Annotated in this window: 14 protein-coding genes; 9 read left to right on the top strand and 5 right to left on the bottom strand. The window is 62.5% G+C overall.

Annotated elements, in window-relative coordinates:
• Positions 1–11 precede the first annotated feature (11 nt).
• The 5 genes from BMW89_RS27110 to BMW89_RS27090 all read right to left on the bottom strand — a co-directional run bounded on the left by BMW89_RS27110 (position 12) and on the right by BMW89_RS27090 (position 5,974).
• A complete protein-coding gene (locus BMW89_RS27110) occupies positions 12–668 on the bottom strand; it encodes a SagB/ThcOx family dehydrogenase (protein ID WP_092030728.1) in 657 nt (218 codons plus the stop codon).
• 923 nt (positions 669–1,591) lie between these two features.
• Positions 1,592–2,380, bottom strand: a complete 789-nt coding sequence (locus tag BMW89_RS27105) for a TylF/MycF/NovP-related O-methyltransferase (RefSeq protein ID WP_177196345.1) — start codon at positions 2,378–2,380, stop codon at positions 1,592–1,594.
• A 90-nt stretch (positions 2,381–2,470) separates the two neighbouring features.
• The gene (locus BMW89_RS27100) at positions 2,471–3,592 is read right to left on the bottom strand and encodes a glycosyltransferase (protein WP_092030724.1); all 1,122 of its coding nucleotides are present in this window, start codon (positions 3,590–3,592) and stop codon (positions 2,471–2,473) included.
• A 13-nt stretch (positions 3,593–3,605) separates the two neighbouring features.
• Positions 3,606–4,745 (bottom strand): glycosyltransferase family 4 protein, encoded by a 1,140-nt coding sequence (locus tag BMW89_RS27095; protein WP_092030721.1) that lies wholly within the window; start codon positions 4,743–4,745, stop codon positions 3,606–3,608.
• Positions 4,742–5,974: a nucleotidyltransferase domain-containing protein gene (locus BMW89_RS27090; protein WP_177196344.1), complete on the bottom strand. Its 1,233-nt coding sequence runs from the start codon at positions 5,972–5,974 to the stop codon at positions 4,742–4,744. The genes BMW89_RS27095 and BMW89_RS27090 overlap by 4 nt, the downstream gene beginning before the upstream one ends.
• A gap of 356 nt (positions 5,975–6,330) precedes the next feature.
• Between BMW89_RS27090 and BMW89_RS27085 the strand changes: the two genes are divergently transcribed.
• The 9 genes from BMW89_RS27085 to BMW89_RS27045 all read left to right on the top strand — a co-directional run bounded on the left by BMW89_RS27085 (position 6,331) and on the right by BMW89_RS27045 (position 17,399).
• The gene (locus BMW89_RS27085) at positions 6,331–7,761 is read left to right on the top strand and encodes a hypothetical protein (RefSeq protein WP_143062835.1); all 1,431 of its coding nucleotides are present in this window, start codon (positions 6,331–6,333) and stop codon (positions 7,759–7,761) included.
• Positions 7,762–7,822: 61 nt separating this feature from the next.
• The gene (gene asnB, locus BMW89_RS27080; RefSeq protein ID WP_092030713.1) at positions 7,823–9,661 is read left to right on the top strand and encodes an asparagine synthase (glutamine-hydrolyzing); all 1,839 of its coding nucleotides are present in this window, start codon (positions 7,823–7,825) and stop codon (positions 9,659–9,661) included.
• On the top strand, positions 9,654–10,697 hold the full coding sequence (locus tag BMW89_RS27075; protein ID WP_210187584.1) for a class I SAM-dependent methyltransferase: 1,044 nt from the start codon (positions 9,654–9,656) through the stop codon (positions 10,695–10,697). Before asnB ends, BMW89_RS27075 begins: the two co-directional genes overlap by 8 nt.
• 3 nt (positions 10,698–10,700) lie before the next feature.
• Positions 10,701–11,939, top strand: a complete 1,239-nt coding sequence (locus BMW89_RS27070) for a hypothetical protein (RefSeq protein ID WP_092030708.1) — start codon at positions 10,701–10,703, stop codon at positions 11,937–11,939.
• Positions 11,940–11,968: 29 nt separating this feature from the next.
• Positions 11,969–13,243, top strand: a complete 1,275-nt coding sequence (locus BMW89_RS27065) for an O-antigen ligase family protein (protein WP_092030705.1) — start codon at positions 11,969–11,971, stop codon at positions 13,241–13,243.
• Positions 13,240–14,352: a glycosyltransferase family 4 protein gene (locus BMW89_RS27060; RefSeq protein WP_092030702.1), complete on the top strand. Its 1,113-nt coding sequence runs from the start codon at positions 13,240–13,242 to the stop codon at positions 14,350–14,352. The genes BMW89_RS27065 and BMW89_RS27060 overlap by 4 nt, the downstream gene beginning before the upstream one ends.
• A gap of 1 nt (position 14,353) precedes the next feature.
• Entirely contained in the window at positions 14,354–15,124 is a 771-nt protein-coding gene (locus BMW89_RS27055) for a WecB/TagA/CpsF family glycosyltransferase (RefSeq protein WP_210187583.1), read from the top strand.
• A complete protein-coding gene (locus BMW89_RS27050; protein WP_092030699.1) occupies positions 15,121–16,431 on the top strand; it encodes an O-antigen ligase family protein in 1,311 nt (436 codons plus the stop codon). Before BMW89_RS27055 ends, BMW89_RS27050 begins: the two co-directional genes overlap by 4 nt.
• Before the next feature lie 53 nt (positions 16,432–16,484).
• On the top strand, positions 16,485–17,399 hold the full coding sequence (locus BMW89_RS27045) for an NAD-dependent epimerase/dehydratase family protein (protein WP_210187582.1): 915 nt from the start codon (positions 16,485–16,487) through the stop codon (positions 17,397–17,399).
• Positions 17,400–17,402: the final 3 nt, after the last annotated feature.

The following is a 17,402-nucleotide window of genomic DNA, read 5'->3' as shown; positions in this document are numbered from 1 at the left end:
GGTGGAGATCCTCATGCCGCAACCTCCCGGCTCGCGGGCCAGCCGATCGATTGAGCAAACAGCACTCTTTGTTCAGGCCGCAGCGCGATGTGGTTCGCCAGCGCCGACCGATCGCAGTTGTGGAACCAGGCGGCCAAGCCGTGCGCTGCCGCGAAGAGGTAGACGTTGCCAGCGATTAGGCCTGTGTCGATGAAATAGTACGCCTTTTGGATTTCCGGATCATGCAAGCCGGGCTCCTGGTGGCCGATGGTGTGCGTGAGGCGATGGATGTCAGCGACGTAGATCAACTGAACTGGCGCCAGCGTCGCCAAGGCCGAACCTTGTCGGGGATTGATGGCGTCGGAGCGCAAATCACCGGTTGCAACGGGATCGAGCCGGTGCAGCACTCCGTCATAGAGATAGAGCCCGGCTTCGAGCGCGACGTAGAGATCGATTTCCTGTGAGTTGCTGGCCGATGCTGCCGTTCGGCCAAGCGCCCCATCCGGTCCCGCTTTGCGGTTCACGCCAAACGCTGCCCATAGGAGGTTTGAAAGCTGATCCATCGTCAGGGGCGTTGCCGCGATGTCGCGGATCGTGCGCCGGCGCGCGACGGCTTCGTAGAACGAAATTGCGCGATCCTCGCTCGGAGGCGGAAGGTCTATTGGCCTTTGGGGGTCGTCTGCGGACATGGGGGTCGAAACCTCTGTCAGATTGAGCTGGGAGTGGGGTCACCTCGCGTTGCCTCCGCAGGTCACGCCATTTGTTGCGAGAGACTAATTGACAGTAATTTGTCATAATGACCTGTATTTGTCAATTATGCCCCCGGTCGAGCGAGGATGGCAAGGTCAAGGCGGTTGAGGCGTTCTGAACGCCGGTCGATCGGCTGCCGCTTGTCCCCGACGAGGCCGAGGTGGCGATCACGCTGCGCGGCGCACCTCGCCGCGATCCTTCGGTTCGCCACGAACAAGAAAAACCCGGCGTCCTTTCGGAAGCCGGGGTTATGGACGCCTTGCTTTCACAAGAATCGTTGGTTGTGGGGACAGGATTTGAACCTATGACCTCGGGGTTACGAGCCTGACAAAGCTACCGGGCTGCACACTCTTAGGGAATTCGGGGGCATGGGGGTTGACCTCAGAGCGGCTTGAGAGGCGGTCAAACGAAAGCGAGCACAAGACCTCTTGAAAACCCAGATTTCTAAGAATCCTTCGCACGACTCCGAACCCCGACGACCGGTCAAAGAACTTCATGAGCAAAACTCGTCCTTCTCAGAAGGCAATCGACTGAGTGATTACCGGACACAGATTAGGGGAAATGGCGGAGAGAGTGTCAGTCAACCTCCATTGAAAGATAGAGCGTTTTCGACCTTCTCAGGCCAAAATCCACCATTTGAGCTACGGTCGAAAACTGGCGTTTCGCCTCCATTCTTTCGGATGGAATCCATCGCGGCTGCGGCACCGCATTGGGCGCGGGCATGGTCCAGCGCCGCTCTGGCGCGCGCTCGCTAGGACTTGAGGGTGACAGTACCGACGCACGGACAACAAAGACGGACTTACTGTCTACGTAGTGTGCATCTCGCATCGGGATGAATCTTATTACGATCGTTCGCGACCCGCTACTTGATCAGGATGCAACCTCCGACTGGGCCTTGAAGGAAGAGTGCAGGCTTATGAGTCTGGACGAATGCCTTCACTGCGATCTCGCATCCAGGAAAATCAGCTGCGCCGAAATCATCCACCACGATGCAGCCGCCGGGATTGAGCCTGGGCCAGAAAAAGGCGAGAGACTCCGCCGTGGGATTGTGGAGATCGACGTCTACATGGACGAGTGAAAACCTGCGATCGCCGATCTCGGCAAACCGGTCCGGAATCCAGCCGGGATACAGGCGGACGAATCCAAACGCTGCGAGCGATGCGCGAACCTGATCGATGGATGACGAAAACATGGTCTTTTCGTGCAGCACATCCCGCTCGCTTTGGAGAAATCGACGAGTCTGATCCTCTTCCGTCTTGTCGGACAGGCCCCCTTCGAACGAATCGAACACATGCAGGGTCCCTGCGAAGGCGTGCCTCCGTGCAAGCTCGGCTATCACGTAGGTGGAATGACCTTTCCAGCAGCCACACTCCGCGATATCCCCGGCGATGTTTCGCTCGAGCACGTGCTCGACCATCTGATGCAGCGTGAGCATCCGGCCATATTTGGCCAGGTCGCAGCCGAGGACCGTTTCCGTCTTCCTCCGGGCTTCATCGATGAGCGCGATCCGCTCGTCCGGAAAGGCGAACGCGGACAGCATCTTCTTGTCGACCAGCTCGTAGTCCCGAAACTTCTCGCGGCGACCGAAATGAGCTTCAATCCCGACGGCGCGAAAGAGTGATGTGACAATTTTCTTGGCGGCGCTTCTCATCGGTCCCGTTATGCTGTGTGGCAGAGCGCGTTTAAACATCGTTCAAAGGCCGCCCGGAGGATTGCTGCGCCGCCTCGGAGCACGATGCAGTCAGGTGTTCGGGGCATTGCCAAGAACCTCGCGGTAGAGTTCGAGATAGGCATCCGTCATTCGGTCAGCTCCGAACAGGTCATGACTCCGGCCGAGTGCCTGTTGTCCCATCGTCGCCGCAAGCACGGGATCTTGCTTCAGGCGCCGCATGGCATCGGCGAGGGCATGCGGATCTGCGGGCGGCACGACGAAGCCCGTCACATCGGAACGGTTGACATGGCTCGTCCCGGTGCCGATCTCCGTCGAAATCAGCGGTTTCCCATGAAGCGAGCCTTCCAGGAGAGCGACCCCGAAAGCCTCGGATCGCATGTGGGAGGGGAGCACCAGGGCGCCGCACAGCGAGAGGACCGCCGCCTTGTCCTGCTCGGACAGGCTGCCGAGGAACACGATGTTCGGTGCACCGCGCGAAAGTCGCTGCAGGCGGCGCTCCAGCGGTCCGGATCCCACGATCACCGTCGGCAGTCCCGTCAAATGTGCGGCCTCGATCAGATATTCCAGCCCCTTGTAGTAACGCAGGATTCCGACGAAGAGGAAGAAGCCTTCACCGAGACGCTGCCGCCAGGATTCGACGACCCGTGCTGGGGGCGGTGGGTAGGATTGCGGATCGAGTCCGATCGGGATGACGCGGACCTTGTCTGCATGACGCCTGAGCACCGCACTTGTTTGCAGATATTGAGGTGAGGTTGCCACGATCCGGTGTGCGTCGCGCAGGAAGAGATTTTCCACTGGCTTGTAAAGTCGGAACAAATGCTTCTGACGAACAATATCGGAGTGATACGTCACCACGCTCGGTTTGCCCTTCGACAGCGCCAGATGCACGGCGTCCATGAAGGGCCACGGGAAGTGGAAATGCAGGACGTCGGCGTTCCGGGCCAGTTCGCTAAAGCGACGCGGCGCGGCGAAAGAAAGCCCGGTGGAAGCAATCTCGAAATTCTGGCGCACCCGGTGAATCCGATAGCCGTGGCGCTGCAACTGCGGAAGCTTTCCGCGCTCGGTCGACAAAGCCAGCACGTCCACATCCGCGCCACGGCTCGCCAGGCCGGTGGCAAGCTGGTCGATGAAGAGCTGAACTCCACCGACCGTGTCGGGAATGCAGGTCTTGTAGAAGTGCAGAATCTTCATGGCAGTTGGACGATCATTGCGCCGCGAGTTCCTTGTAGATCGCGGCGGTCATTCTTGCGCAACGTTCCCAACTAAAGATGGCCGCACGAGCGAAGCCTCGTCTCCGTGCTTGCTCACGCCAGCCCTCGTCGTCTACCGCCATCGCGATTGCCTCCGCAAGTGCGCCGGCATCGCGCGGAGCCACGGTCACAGCCGCGTCACCGACCGTTTCCCGGAGTGCCGCAGCTCCCGAGCAGACGACGGGTATCCCGGACGCCATGGCCTCGAGAGGCGGCAGACCGAATCCCTCGTAGAGCGATGGAAAGATGAACAGTCTGGCGCCGGAGAGAAGTTTTTGGAGCTGATGCTCCGGCACATAACCCAGATAGGTCAGCCATCCCTCCCGGGCGGCCTTGTCGATGCGCGCGTGCAGGTCCTCGCTTTCCCAGCCGCGATAACCGGCGAGGACGAGCGGGTAGCGCCGGCGGAGAGGTGCGGGCAAGCGCTCGAAAGCGTCCAGCAGGGTTGCCAGATTCTTGCGCGGCTCGATCGTGCCGACATAGAGGCAGTAGCCGTCCGGCTGAAGCCCTAAGCCTGCCAGCACGCTTCTCGTCTCGTCGACCGCGCGAGGACGAAAATCCGAGCCGACGCCGAGCGGCGTGACCTTGATACGGTCGGCTCCAACACCCAGGACACGCATGATCTCCCGCTTCGAGAAATCGGAAACGGTGATGATCAATCCGGCATGTTGCAGGGAGAGAGCGACCTCCTTGCGCATGTAGCGCACGCGATCTCGCCGGTGTTGTTCGGGGGCCGTGAAAATGGACACGTCGTGGATCGTCACGATGCTCCGTCCTGGGAACGCTGGCAGATAGTAGTTCGCGCCGTGCAGGATGGCGTCGCGCTCGTGCCGCAGTGTCCGGGCTTTCACATACCCCTGATAGCGGCGATATACGGCCGTCGGCAAACTGAAATTCGACAGGACATCCCTGACGACGGGGAGAAGCGGATGACCGGCGGCGGGTATCGGGATGGTCTCGACAAGCTTGCGTCCGTGCAAGAAGGTAAGCTCGAACTCGGGGAACGCGGCAAGTTGGCGCGCGAGTTCGAACGTGTAGCGTCCAACGCCGGTCAGGGGCTGGCGGATCGCGTCGACCGCAAGGATGACTCTCACTCTTGCGGCCGCCCGTGGTGTCGTGGCGCAAGTCGATTGCGCGCGATCGCAAAGCCGGCCAGGCGGCGACATGCCCAAAACACAGGTCGCACCAGCGGATAAATGAATCCGAGCCATTGCGGCAGCCGGACCTGTTTGAGGTCGTCGCTGCTTGCGAGCAGGGTCCGCGCTTGCATGCGCCAATGGCGCCAGCCGCGGCCGAGGCTGAAATGCGACAGCCGCACCCGCGTCATGCCAAGAGCGGTGTTCTCCAATTCGATTTCTCCACCCCCGGCCGTCATCGCATCGAGCGCCACCTTGCCAAGCCTGCAAATTGCAGGGTCCTGGGTCAGCATGCGACGCGTGCCTGGGTCCAGCGGCATGTCGAGAAGTTCCGCAGCGAGCCAGAGCGCTTGCCCCGCTGACCGCTCAAGCCCGACTTGACCCGCCAATGCGAACAGTCGCTGCGGTGCTCCGGCGTCACCCTCGATCGCTGCATCAATATCAGCCAGCCATTTCAGGCGGCTCCATGCATGGAGACTGCCGTGCAGGCAGAGATAGCCGGCAAGGGAGTCGCCGGTCAACGCCCGGACCGTGCGGCCGCCGCCAAGATCGACCCGGCTCCAGGTCGCCGCCGCGGCGAGTGGATCTGCCAGACTCTCATTGGGGCAGAGCCGCCAGTGCAGTTCGATCAGGCTTCCGTTACGATCGTGCCGGAATTCCCATTGGTTCAAAAGCGGGATCCAGCCCGCGATGCTGTCTGCATCGAAATTGCCTGCAGACCGATATCCTGCTCGCTCCAGCAGCGCTACAGCGGCCGCGACATCCGGCAGGTCGACCAGCAGATCAAGATCGCGACTGTGACGTCTGCCGACATCGCCAAACAGCTGCATGGAGAGGGCAGGCCCCTTGAGAAATCCGACCTCGATACCCGCGTCGCGGAAGGCCTCGTCCAAGCGGATCGCTTCGCTGGTGAGCATCAAGTTCGTGCGTGCGACAGCGCCTGCCCGAACAAGGAGCTGTTGCCGTACGAAGTCGGGAACGGCGGCCGGGCTCCTGCTCAATGCGTGGTGCGCGAGTCCGACAATACGGTGGCGGCGGATCACACGCAGCACCATCTGCCAATCGGTGACGTCACGTGCGGTGCGCTCTAGCGCCTCGGCACTGCCATCGCGATAGGGTGAACGCGAGCATGCCAAGGCCAGCGCGAAGGCCGCGCGTTGCGGCGGCGAAAGCACCATCCGCATCATCCCGCAAACGCTCCGCCGCGACGCGATGTCGCAACGTGGGTGGCTCGTCCCGGACGACGGGGCGCGTGCAGTCCCGCGTCCATGTGGAGGGCTTTGCCTGCGACCAGGAAATGAGGTGAGTGACGGAATAATATCACAGGCAAGCTGAAACCACTTTACAGAATCGCATTGCGGCCCGCGCATGACGAAGCATCTGGGGATCGTTGCAGTTCATATTCAAATGAGCCAGCCCCGCGCGGTATCGTGCTGGAGCACATCTGCCGCCCGGAGTCGATGCCAGAACTTCCCGGGAGCGAAAAGATCGTGCGCTTCCAGAATGTTGGTGCAGCCCCGCTGAAAAGCTGAAATATCGCGCCATGACTGCGCAAGAACCAGATGCCGGCGCTCCGCTGCGAGATGGCCAGGACCGGCTGGCAGGGCGGGGACGATGGGCAGCCCTGCGACGCTCGACGGATATGGCCGGGCTGGCGGGCTGCGCAGCGATCTATGCCATCGGCCAAGGCTGCAACGTGCTGTTCCAGTTGCTCCTGCTACGGAATTTCGGCGCCGACGGCTATGGCCAGATCGGCCTGTCGCATCTGGCCTTCCTGCTGGTCTTCTTTGTCGGCGATCTCGGTTATGCAACGGTCTTCCTGCGCGAAACGCCGACTGCCGTCGGTTGGGAACGGCAATGGCGGCTGGCTCTTGGCCACAAATTCATGGTGACGCTCGGTCTCTATGCGGCCACCCTGGTCGGCTGGGCTCTGGCCTACGGCCGTGGAACCGAGGGCTTCGCGTATCTTGCCGCCACGGTGCCCGCCGGCCTCATCGGCCTCGTCAGTCCTGCGCCGGCACTGCTGGCGCAACAACGGCGCATGGCTTCCTTCCTCCTCCAGCAGATACCCTGGCCGGCCGCCCTCTTGTTCTGGTGGCTGGTCGGAGGCGCAAACGGCTCGGCGCTTCACGCCGGTCTCATTGTCAGCGCCGGCTTCGCCATGCAACCGATCGTGAGCCTGCTTGTCGGAGGGCGACTGCGATTGCTGCTGCCTGCCTTTGGTTCCGGCGGCACGATGCTTGGCGCCTCCGTCAAGCTTTCCGTCATGGGCATTACTGGCGCTCTTCATGACCGGCTGACTCCGTTTCTGATCGCACGGCTCGCACCTGATTTCCTGCCGTTGATGCTCATTCTCGGCCATGGCATGAACGGCGCATCGGGAATTCTGACGCAGGTCAATCGTTTGCTGTTGCCCCAGATGAGTACGCGCGCAGGCCTGCTCTGGTCCTACCGCCTGGTTACGATCCTGCTCTTGGGGATGGCGACGCTGTTCCAGTTGTTCCTGCTGATCACTGCCGCGACTGCGGACGGCGGCGCGTCCCTTCGCCTGCCGCTGCTGTTGCCGACCGTCATGGCCTGGGGATTTTCATTGGTCGGAAGCGTCCTGGCTAACGAACTCATCGGGCGACATCGCGAGACGCAATTGATCAGGATCGTCCTCATTGGTCTGACCGTCAGCTCGGCGCTGCAGATTCTGGGGACGGCCGGATCGTCCCCCGACGGAGTGCTCTGGGCGCGCACGATCTGCTCGGTCGGCATGGCTGTCGCCTGTTTCAGACTTTGCGGAATAGTCCCGGGCGTAGCGGGCTGGGCTTTGTGCGCGTCGCTCGTTCTGGCTGCCCTCGCGGCCACCAGTCACGCAATATGGGCCCTGAGCGTGCTGCTATTTGCCGGCGCAACCGTCGCCGTCGTCAGCATGCAACCGCTGTTGCTGCGTCAGTCGTCCGCGCTGGCGGAGAACCTGCGGCGATGACGCCTTCTTGCAGGAAGCACGTCTCTGACATCGCTGCTGCCCAGGCCCATGGGGCACCGCCATGTGCGGCCTGATCGTGGCCCGCGGCGGCGGGCGAGAGGTTCTCGAGGAGTTATCAAGACGTGGGCTCGGCGCAATTGCGCATCGCGGGCCCGACGGCGATGGCGTTTATGTTTCCGAAGAAGAAGCTCCCACGATTCTCGGCCATTGCCGGCTCTCTATCCTCGATCTCACCGCTGCAGCGGCGCAACCGATGGTCTGTCCCGAGACCGGCAATGTCATCGTCTTCAACGGCGAAATTTACAACTTTCTCGAACTGCGGGAGATGCTCGAAGCGCGCGGCGAACGGTTTCGCGGGGACGGCGACACCGAGGTCATCCTCGCGGGCTGGCGCGTCTGGGGCCGGGATTTTTTCACGCGCTGCAACGGCATGTGGGCCGTTGCAATTCTCGAGCGCAAGTCCGGCGACCTGATCCTGTGCCGCGATCGGCTCGGCGTGAAGCCGCTTTATATTCATCGTAGCCAGGACCGGCTGATACTGGCGAGCGAGATCCGTGCGATCGCGGCCATGCGTGGCGGATATCCAGCGCCAAATCCGAATGCGATCTTCGATTTTCTGACACTGGGTTTCGCCGAGCATACCTCGCAAACTTTCTTTCAGGGGATCGAAGCCGTTGCACCGGGGCAGGTCTGGCGCATCGCGCGGGATGGCACGACGACGACATGGCCGTATCATCGCTGGCCCGACCTCGGCGAGGCACAGGCACTCGAAGCCCAGGATGTTCGTGGTCTCCTTCGCGACTCGACGGCCTTGCGGTTGCGCTCCGACGTTCCGACGGTGGCGCTGCTGTCAGGCGGCCTCGACAGTTCGATCCTCACGGGAATTGGAGTTTCCGTAGGCAGGGCTCCCCGTGTCACCTTCTCCGGAGCGTTTACCTACGGCTATGCCGACGAAGGCCTCGCGCATTTCGACGAAACGGCGCAGGCCGCCGAGCTCATGTGCGAACTAGGGTCCTCGGATCGCCATCACATCCGCAAGGCACAAGCCGTTCCGGACGAGCAGGAACTTCGCGATCTGGTCGCGACGCAGGAAGAGCCGTTCAACACTCCGTCGATCCTCGCGAGCTTTCGGACCTATCGGGCAGTGCGCGAGGCCGGATACAAGGTCGTCATTTCGGGAGAGGGGTCGGACGAGACGTTCGGCGGCTACGTCAAGCGCTATCAGGGATTTGCCGCGCGCGATGCGCTCCGCGCCGGACGTTTGCCGACGGCGTTCGGTCTGGTGAGCCGCGGCGCCGCAAGCGCTTCGCTCGTGCTGAACAGGCTTGCCTGGGATTTGCCCCTGCCCGTTCTGGCGAACAGCTTGCGACGGCATCGGCCAAGTGTCGGCATGATGTCCGATGCCCTGTGGACGGAATCTCGGACACGCCTTGCATCTCTGCAGCAGGATATGCGGTCGAACCTCCAGGAACGGCTGCGTCGCGACGTCCTGGTAACCAACTTGCCTCATATCCTGCGCATCACCGATCGGAACGCGATGCGGTTCGGAGTTGAGGTACGCTCGCCGTTTCTCGACTATCGTCTCGTCGAGCGCGCCCTGGCCACGCCTGCCGCGGATCGGATGGGCAATCTGCATGGCAAGGCCATGCTCCGGCAGGCATTCGCCGGCGATCTGCCTGATCGCGTCTTATGGCAGCGCAAGACCACAGGCTTCGGTCATGCTGAACAGTTTCTGATACCTCGCATGCCGCTGCGCCGCCTGCTCGACGATCTGCCCGCCGAATTGAACGACTACCTCGACATCGGCCGGCTGTGTCGGGAGGCTTCATCGGACAATCTGCATACGACGTTCTGGCTGGCTCTGTCGGTGGCCCTTTGGTATGGGAGCATCTATGGCTGAGACATCCCGCCGGACGATGCCCGATCTCGCAACGACGCCGCGGTTCGAGCTGAAGCCGGACACCGGCGAGTGTCGGCTGTGCGGATTCCGCGACCAGCAGCGGATTGTCGGCCAGGAATCCTATTTGGGCAGCGGCCAGTCGTTGCGGCGATGCGGAGCCTGCGCCGGGGTCTATCTCGCCCCCGACTTCACGGCGCAAAGCCTCGATGTGTTTTACCGCGAACACTATCGAAGGCTTTTTCCGTCCGAAACGATCTGGCGCAACGAGCGACGCTTCTTTGCATGGCGCGGCGACAAAGCAATTGCCGACGCACGTTTGGCACGAATTGCACCCTATCTTTCAACCGGGGCCCACCTGTTCGAAATGGGATCTGGCTTCGGTGCCTTCCTCGGCGCTGTCGGTGCCTTGCACATACAAGGCCTGCGGCTGTCGGCCACCGAGCCCGACGGAGCAAGCCGCACGCGACTGCTGCAAGGCGCATCGGTGGATTTCCTTGCCGACATGGAGGCTCTGAATCCGGAGAGCGTCGATGTCGTCGCCGCATTCCATGTACTGGAACACCTGCCGGACCCGATGGCCTTTCTGAGAGCTGTTTACAATGTGCTGCGACCCGCCGGGCGGGCCTTCGTCGAGGTGCCCGACATGATGCAGGGCCTGCGGTTCGCAAATTATGTTCATCCCGCCCATCTGAGCTATTTCACCGCCGATACGCTCTCCCGTATCGCGCGTGCGGCCGGCTTCGATGTCCTTCACGCCGGCGCGCATCCGGATGGCGGAGTGCTCGCAGAAAATATCTGGCTGGAACTGGCGAAGCCTCGAGAGGTCGTCGTTCCGCCCGCCGTGATGTCCGCCTCGCGGGGCGAGGTTGCGACCGTCGATGCAAAGCTCGATGAGGTCAATTGGCAGGCATCGTCTCGTCAGCGCTGGCGCCGGATCGCGAAAGCTTTCGCAATCCGACTGTTTGGTTTGGGGCCCGTGGGCGAGCTGCAGCGGTTTCGGCAATGGCGGAGCCTTCGTCGGGCGGGCTGGGCCTAGGCGATGAGCTTTGCCAAATTCGTGGTTGACCTGCGGGATCGTTACGGCGTGGAAGCAGCGGGTGCCCGGCACGAGATCTTTTTCATCCACCAGCGCTCGGGATGGCTCGGGCCGGGTTTACGCGCATTTCTTGCGGCGCTTCGCGACGCCGCCTTGTGTCTGGGTCTGCGGAAATCCGTCGCTGCTCCTGCAGCAGTGATCACCGTTTCAAGCCGCGCCGGATTTCACGGGTTAGAAGCGTTGCACCCCTTTTTTGCCGATCTCGAACTGCGGGACATCGCTTACAGCTTGATCGTCCATCCGCGGTTGCGCACCTCCGTTGCGGCCGCAAGCCCCGGACGCCCGCTGTCGTCGGCCTGGCTACACGCCTTGAAGGCTTTTCATGTGCCATTTCCGCACCCGGACAGGCGCGCCTTCGTTGTGCGCTGTTGCTTGTTCCGGCTGCGGCTCTGGCAAGGCGCATGGTCACGCGTGCTCGGCGGCGAGCAACGCGGGAGCTTGATCCTTCATAACGATTTCGAGCTGTTCTGCGTCGCGGCCCTGAGGGCCGGTGCGGGGCGGTGGCTGGGCATTTGCGTCCAGCACGGGCTTCCGACCGATGAGTTCTTTCCGACATTGGCGCAGCGCCATATCGTTTGGGGAGACAGCAGCCGATTGGCGTATATCGCGCAAGGCACGCCGCCCGATGCCATTCATTTCGGCCCCGAGCGCCGGCTCGTCACCCGGGCAGGTCACACTGCTCCGACCGCGGTGTGTCTCGTATCGCAGACACACACGCCGGTTTTCGGCCGGTCGCTGGCAAAAGACTTCCTGCAACTCGCCGAACGGCTGGCCGACGCCGCGACCGGACCAGACGCATTCGCGATCCTCTTGCATCCCGAGGAAGTTCGTCTCGGTCATCCATTCGCGGGAACACGGCTTGCCGGATGGTGCCGCCTCCCGCCACATCGCGAACTCAGGGCCGGTGCGAAAGCTTCGTCGATCGTCGTCGGCTTTTGCTCGACTGCGCTCATCGAAGCAGCGAGGCAGGGTCACCTCGTCATCGGCATGAACTGGCCTGTCGAAGCGTCCCAGGCGGCACTATCGGTCGGTCGCCCGGCGAACCTTGCGGACAATGCGGAGCAGCTCTGCGGGATGCTCGAAAGGCTGCTGGCGGATCCGGCAGAGTGGGCACGGATGCTCCGCATCCAGGACGAGTGGCTGGCACGCAGCTTTGCTCACGGCGAGGACTGGCTGCCGTGAGATCAATCCTCGGCCCGCGACGTGTCTATTTGCTCGCTCTCGTCCTCTGGATTCATCTCGGGGATCTGTTGACGGCGTGGGTGTACTATGGCGGCGCAGTACCCGAGGTCGCTTATGCCCGCCTGTTTCGCGATATGAGCGTGCTGCTCGCCGCCTGCGCCTGTCTGGCCACGACCCGAATGGCGACATCGATTCTGCTGTCGCTCCTGATTTACGGTGCACTTGTGCTGCTTTCACTTGGGACGAGCGCGACTGCCGCAACGTCTCCCGGCATTGTGCTGGGATCCTTCGGTACACTGCTTATTCCGCTGCTGTTCTTCCTCGTCGGCTACTACTGCATCCGCGATTATGCCGATCTCCGCGCCCTCGTCGGCTGCATCGTGATCATCGCCTGTCTCAGCGCGATCTTCGGTGTGTGGGATATCGATCATACCGACTTCTGGATCCAGACGGTGCGATTTCCTGCCTACATGACCGATGTGAAGGGCATGGTTTTTGGAGCCGAGCCTGACACGGGACTTCCCTGGAATTTCTTTTCCGATCTGGAAAAGACCCGCCGCGCCGCCGGCCTGCTCGCTGCGCCATTGGCCCAGGGCATGTTTCTGGCAGTTGCGGGATTGCTCGTTCTGGCAACATCGCGTGGCGGCCTCAGACTGCTCGGCGTGCTGATTTGCGTCGGGCTCTGCGTCGGTGTCTGGATGACCGCTACGCGCGGCGCGATGCTCGTGGGAACGATCGCCGTTGCCGGGTACCTGATGACCGACGGCACGCTGCGAGTCCACAAGAGCATCAGGATCGCACTGGCGATCCTTGCGGTTCTTGTCATCATCGTTGCGACGCAGGACATCCTGGAAGCAACCGCTTACCAGACGGACGGCTCCAGTCCGGGACATTGGGCCGCATTCTGGCGCAATATCGAGGGGCTGCCGCAGATCCCTTTGCTCGGATACGGCGTTGGCATGCAGGGGCCGATCGCGGCGCAAGGTGTCATCCTCACCATCGGCGGCGGGGAAGGAGCCATTTTTTCCGTCGCCTATCAGATTGGTATACCTGCGGCCGTCGCCCTGCTGTCGTTTTACATGATTTGCCTGATCCGCCTTTGGCGGGCCCATCGCGACTATCGGTCGAGTTTTGCGCTGGCGACGTTCTGGCTGATGGTTGGCTTCGCCACGACGCTGGTGACGTCGGATCATTTGCTGGCCGTGTCCGGATCGGCTTCTCTCTGGCTTCTCACCGGCGGCGGCCTGCGGTTGCTGTCGCGTGCGCAGGGTAAAGAGCACCACTTGCTCGAGGCTCATGCATGAGGCGCTCGCGCATTCTGCAGGTTCATCGCGACTTCGCGCCGGATCGAGGGGGCGGCGGCGTCGCGCGCCATATTCACGGTCTGGCGACGATCGCCGCAAGGAACGGCTTTGACGTCCGTGTCGTGGCCCCGGGGGCCGAGACGCCGGCTGCAGGAGCCGATTACGACGTCCGCGCTGACGCCGCGCTCGGTCTCTGGCAACACGTCGGCTGGGCCGACACTGTCCATGTCCATGGTGCGCGCAACCCGATCGCGGCTGCCGCGGCGGGGCTGGCCAGACTGCGCGGCAAGCGCATCGTCTACACACCGCATTGCTATTACGATGACGTGGCATCGTTCAAGCAGGTCGCCAAGGCGCTCTGGGACAAGACGGTCGAGCGACAACTTCTCGCCGGCTGTGACGCGGTGGTCTTTCTCGCCGGTTTCTGGCTCGATCTGGTCCGTGCGCGGGGCCTTGCCGTGAAGGCGCCCGCCATCATTCCCAACTGCGTCCTCGAAACCGGCGCAAAGCCTCGGGTGGCTATGCCGTACGAACTGGAGGGACGTCCATCACTGCTCTATGTGGGACGACTCGATCGCGTGAAGCGTCTCGACGACGCTATTCAGGCGCTGAATGAGCCAGGGCTCGGTGCGGCGGTGTTGCATCTCGTCGGCCGTGGCCCGGATCGCGTGCGCCTTGAAACTCTAGCCGCGCGGGCCGGCGTCGCGGCGCGCGTTCAATTTCACGGCTTCGTTCCGGATGAAACCGTCTCTGCAATGGCCGCGGACGCGAGCTGTTTTGTTTTTCCGTCATCGACCGAGGGCGGGCCGACGGTGCTGATCGAAATGCTCCTGCTGGGTTGCAGGATCGTTGCGAGCGACATTCCCGCCAATCTCGCCATTCTCACCGAGGCGGGCTCGCTGGATGGCGTTTATCGAGTTGGTGACGTATCCGCACTCGCCAGGACAGTGCACCGCGTCGTCGCGCAATGCCTGGGCCCCGTCGAAATTGAGCGCACCCGGGCAGCCTTCACGTGGGAGCGCAAGGCGCAGCAGATCGTCGAGCTCTACCGCGGTGGATCGCACGACGATCACGGCCGAAGAGCGACGGCACCCGAGGAGCGGCAGTAAAGTGCAGGACGACAGGGTTTCGTTTCTCGGCTGCCCCATTGATCTGCACGGTCGGGCTGAATTGCTGCGTCGGGTTGAGACCGCGGCACACCGGCAAGGGGCGCGTCTTCGAATTGAGGGGTTGAACGTCGCCAAGCTGGTGGACTCGCGAAGCGACCCTGAACTTCTTCAAGCTCTCAGGGAGGCCGAGATCGTGCATGCCGACGGCCAGGGCATCGTACTCGGACTGGCCGGGTTGGGCCTGCGGGCCGAGCGCTGTGCCGGAATCGACGTCATGCAGGACATCTGCGAGCGGGCGTCCCGCCTCGGCCTCGGGGTATATCTGCTCGGCGCGCGGACGGAGATTGTCGCGGCCACAGCACGACAGCTTCAGGAACGGTGGCCGTCCCTCGTCATCTCAGGCTGGCGCAACGGCTATTTTACCGAGACGGAAGAGGACGCTGTGGTCGATGTGATCAATGCATCTGGAGCAGCGCTTCTTTTCATAGGGATCAGTTCGCCGAAAAAGGAGCTCTTCCTGCGCGGAAACTGGAATCGCCTCGCGGTTCGGGTTGCCATGGGGGTCGGCGGAGCTTTCGACGTCATCTCGGGCCATCGGCCTCGAGCCCCTTTGCTGATGCAGCGCGCCGGCCTGGAGTGGTTCTTCCGACTCTGTCTGGAGCCGCGCCGCCTTGCCCTGCGCTATTTCCGGACCAACATCGTCTATGCGTGGCTGCTCGCGACGGCGTGGTTCGGATCCAGGATCGCTGAGATCACGGGCAGATTGCGATGACCATGTGGCCTTTGCCTAGGCGGAAAAATCCGAGAGATGGAGGCGCGGAAGCTGCTGCGACGATTGGCTTCACGCTGCTCTATCTCCTGTTCTGTTTGCAGCAGGTCGTTATAGGCCAGGGACTCGGCGAAGGAATTTCGCTCGGCTCGACCTCGATTCGTCTCGTCGCAGTGGCTGCGGCGATCATTTTTTTTCTGAAGTGCGGCGTGCCGATCGGGTTGCGCACGCTCCTGCTGAGCATCTCGGCCTGTCTTTGCGTTCTCGCGGTATCGGTCGCGTTGTCCGATCACCGCCTGATCGCCCTCAAGTTCGGCGTGCGCTATGCGACGCAATTGCTGATGCTGTGGTGCATCTTCAATCTTGTGACAGCCTTTCCGAACCTTCGCGGAGCGCTGGGACGCGCGGTGATCGCAGCACTCTGGATCAGTCTTGCGATTGGCCTGGGCACGCGATGGGGCATCGAATGGGTCAACCAATTGGGGCTCCTGTTTCATGAGCCCGAAGCCTTGAGATACATGCCCCGAATCGTCGGCCTGTATGAGCATCCCGCCACGTTCGGTGCGATCGCCGTGGTGGTGGCCGTGATGGCCACACAGTTGCGCGAAGAGCTCTCAATCGGCTTGCCTGCACTGGCTGCGGCCTATGCCGGCGCGGCCACCGCATTGTTCTTCACCGAGGCGCGCAGCCCGATCGTGCCGTTATTGTTGCTGGCCGGCACTTTTGCCGCAACCCGACGGGGCCGCCAGCGGCAGCTCGCCTTGCTGGTCCTGATGCTGCTGTCCGCACTGGTCGGCGTCGTGATCTGGCTTCGCTATGCCGAACTGACCAGCGCGTCGCACGAAAGTCTGGCGACCATGTTCTCGCTCGGCCGCACCTATATATGGCAAGGCGCCGTCGATGCCTGGCTGGGGCGACCGTGGTGGGGATTGGGGCCTGGCGTCTTCCAGTTTCTGACGCCTGATTTCACGGGAGGGCGCTTCCTGCGTGGGGAATTGCATGCCCATAATCTCGTGCTTGCGATCCTGTCGGAAACGGGGCTGATGGGGCTCATCGCCATGACCAGTCTCGCCGCAGCGTTGCTGGTTCCGGTCTGGGCCGAGGCCGACAATACGGCGCGACGGCGATGGGTGTTCATCTGGTCGGTAGTGGTTCTGGGGATGGGCCTGTTCGACTTCTACCTGCCATTCTACGCTTTTTCGTTGCATATCTCGCTGGCGGCGGCCCTGCTCTGCGTGCCCGTCGCGAGCGCAAAAAAACGGGCCGGCGCCCGCTTCGATACGGACGCATACGGCGGGAGACCTTCATGAGCGCGGATTTATCGGCTAGCGAGCGGGGCCGACCGGGGATCGCGAGGGTTTGCGTGACCGGCGGTGCCGGCATGATCGGACGACGTCTCGTCTCCAGGCTCGCCGGACGAGGAATTGCCGTCGCCGTTGTCGATGACCTCAGCAGCGGACTGGCGATGCCGGCCGCCGCGACGATCACGCACCAATGCGACATCCGCGAAGCCCAGGAGATGTTCACACTCATGAGGGATTTTCGCCCGAATGCCGTCGTGCATCTGGCCGCGATGCATCACATACCCACCTGCGAGAACGACCGCGCACGGTGTCTCGACATCAACGTCGTTGGAACGGAGAATGTCCTGAATGCGGTGACGGAGGTGCAGGCCGAACGTATCGTGCTGGCCTCGAGCGGCGCGGTTTACGATTGGTCTGACGGCCCGCTGCGCGAAGACATCTCGCCAACGATGGCGAGGGACAATTACGCCCTGACGAAACTGAGTAACGAGAGCCAGCTGCGGCTGTGGTCCGAGCGCATCGGTGGAATCGGCCGCGTCGCCAGGATCTTCAACGCGATCGGCGGCGACGACCCGAATGCGCACCTGCTTCCCGATATTCTGGCGCAACTGCAAGGCGACCAATCGATCAGTACGGTGCGGCTCGGCAATCTGGAATCCCGTCGTGATTACCTGCATGCCGACGAGGTGGCAGATGGCGTGATGGCGGTCCTGATGGACCATCGACGACAGCCATTCGACGTCTTCAACCTCTGCTCGGGCGAGGAGCATTCGGTCGAAGGCCTGGTGGGTTGCCTCGCGACATGCCTCGGACGGCCGTTTCGCATCGAGGTCGATGAGGCGCGCCGCCGGCGCCGCGACAGGCCCAGCCAGTTGGGTGCCCCAAACAAGACGTCAGCGTTGCTTGGCTGGCGCGCGAAACGCGATCTGCGCGGCGTTTTGGAGCATCTCCTGGCGGAGCGGAGCCTCGCCTGAGAC

It is taken from the genome of Bradyrhizobium sp. OK095 (genome assembly GCF_900109945.1).
GTDB lineage: Bacteria > Pseudomonadota > Alphaproteobacteria > Rhizobiales > Xanthobacteraceae > Bradyrhizobium.
The sequence above is the reverse complement of the archived record's forward strand: the minus strand, read 5'-3'. Positions and strand labels throughout refer to the sequence as shown.

Excerpts from the sequence above, each read along its gene's own strand:
- BMW89_RS27105 (WP_177196345.1), bottom strand. The coding sequence starts at position 2,380 with ATGAGAAGCGCCGCCAAGAAAATTGTCACATCACTCTTTCGCGCCGTC.
- BMW89_RS27075 (WP_210187584.1), top strand. The coding sequence starts at position 9,654 with ATGGCTGAGACATCCCGCCGGACGATGCCCGATCTCGCAACGACGCCG.
- BMW89_RS27090 (WP_177196344.1), bottom strand. The coding sequence starts at position 5,974 with ATGATGCGGATGGTGCTTTCGCCGCCGCAACGCGCGGCCTTCGCGCTG.
- BMW89_RS27050 (WP_092030699.1), top strand. The coding sequence starts at position 15,121 with ATGACCATGTGGCCTTTGCCTAGGCGGAAAAATCCGAGAGATGGAGGC.
- BMW89_RS27060 (WP_092030702.1), top strand. The coding sequence starts at position 13,240 with ATGAGGCGCTCGCGCATTCTGCAGGTTCATCGCGACTTCGCGCCGGAT.
- BMW89_RS27100 (WP_092030724.1), bottom strand. The coding sequence starts at position 3,592 with ATGAAGATTCTGCACTTCTACAAGACCTGCATTCCCGACACGGTCGGT.
- BMW89_RS27070 (WP_092030708.1), top strand. The coding sequence starts at position 10,701 with ATGAGCTTTGCCAAATTCGTGGTTGACCTGCGGGATCGTTACGGCGTG.
- BMW89_RS27085 (WP_143062835.1), top strand. The coding sequence starts at position 6,331 with ATGACTGCGCAAGAACCAGATGCCGGCGCTCCGCTGCGAGATGGCCAG.
- asnB (WP_092030713.1), top strand. The coding sequence starts at position 7,823 with ATGTGCGGCCTGATCGTGGCCCGCGGCGGCGGGCGAGAGGTTCTCGAG.
- BMW89_RS27110 (WP_092030728.1), bottom strand. The coding sequence starts at position 668 with ATGTCCGCAGACGACCCCCAAAGGCCAATAGACCTTCCGCCTCCGAGC.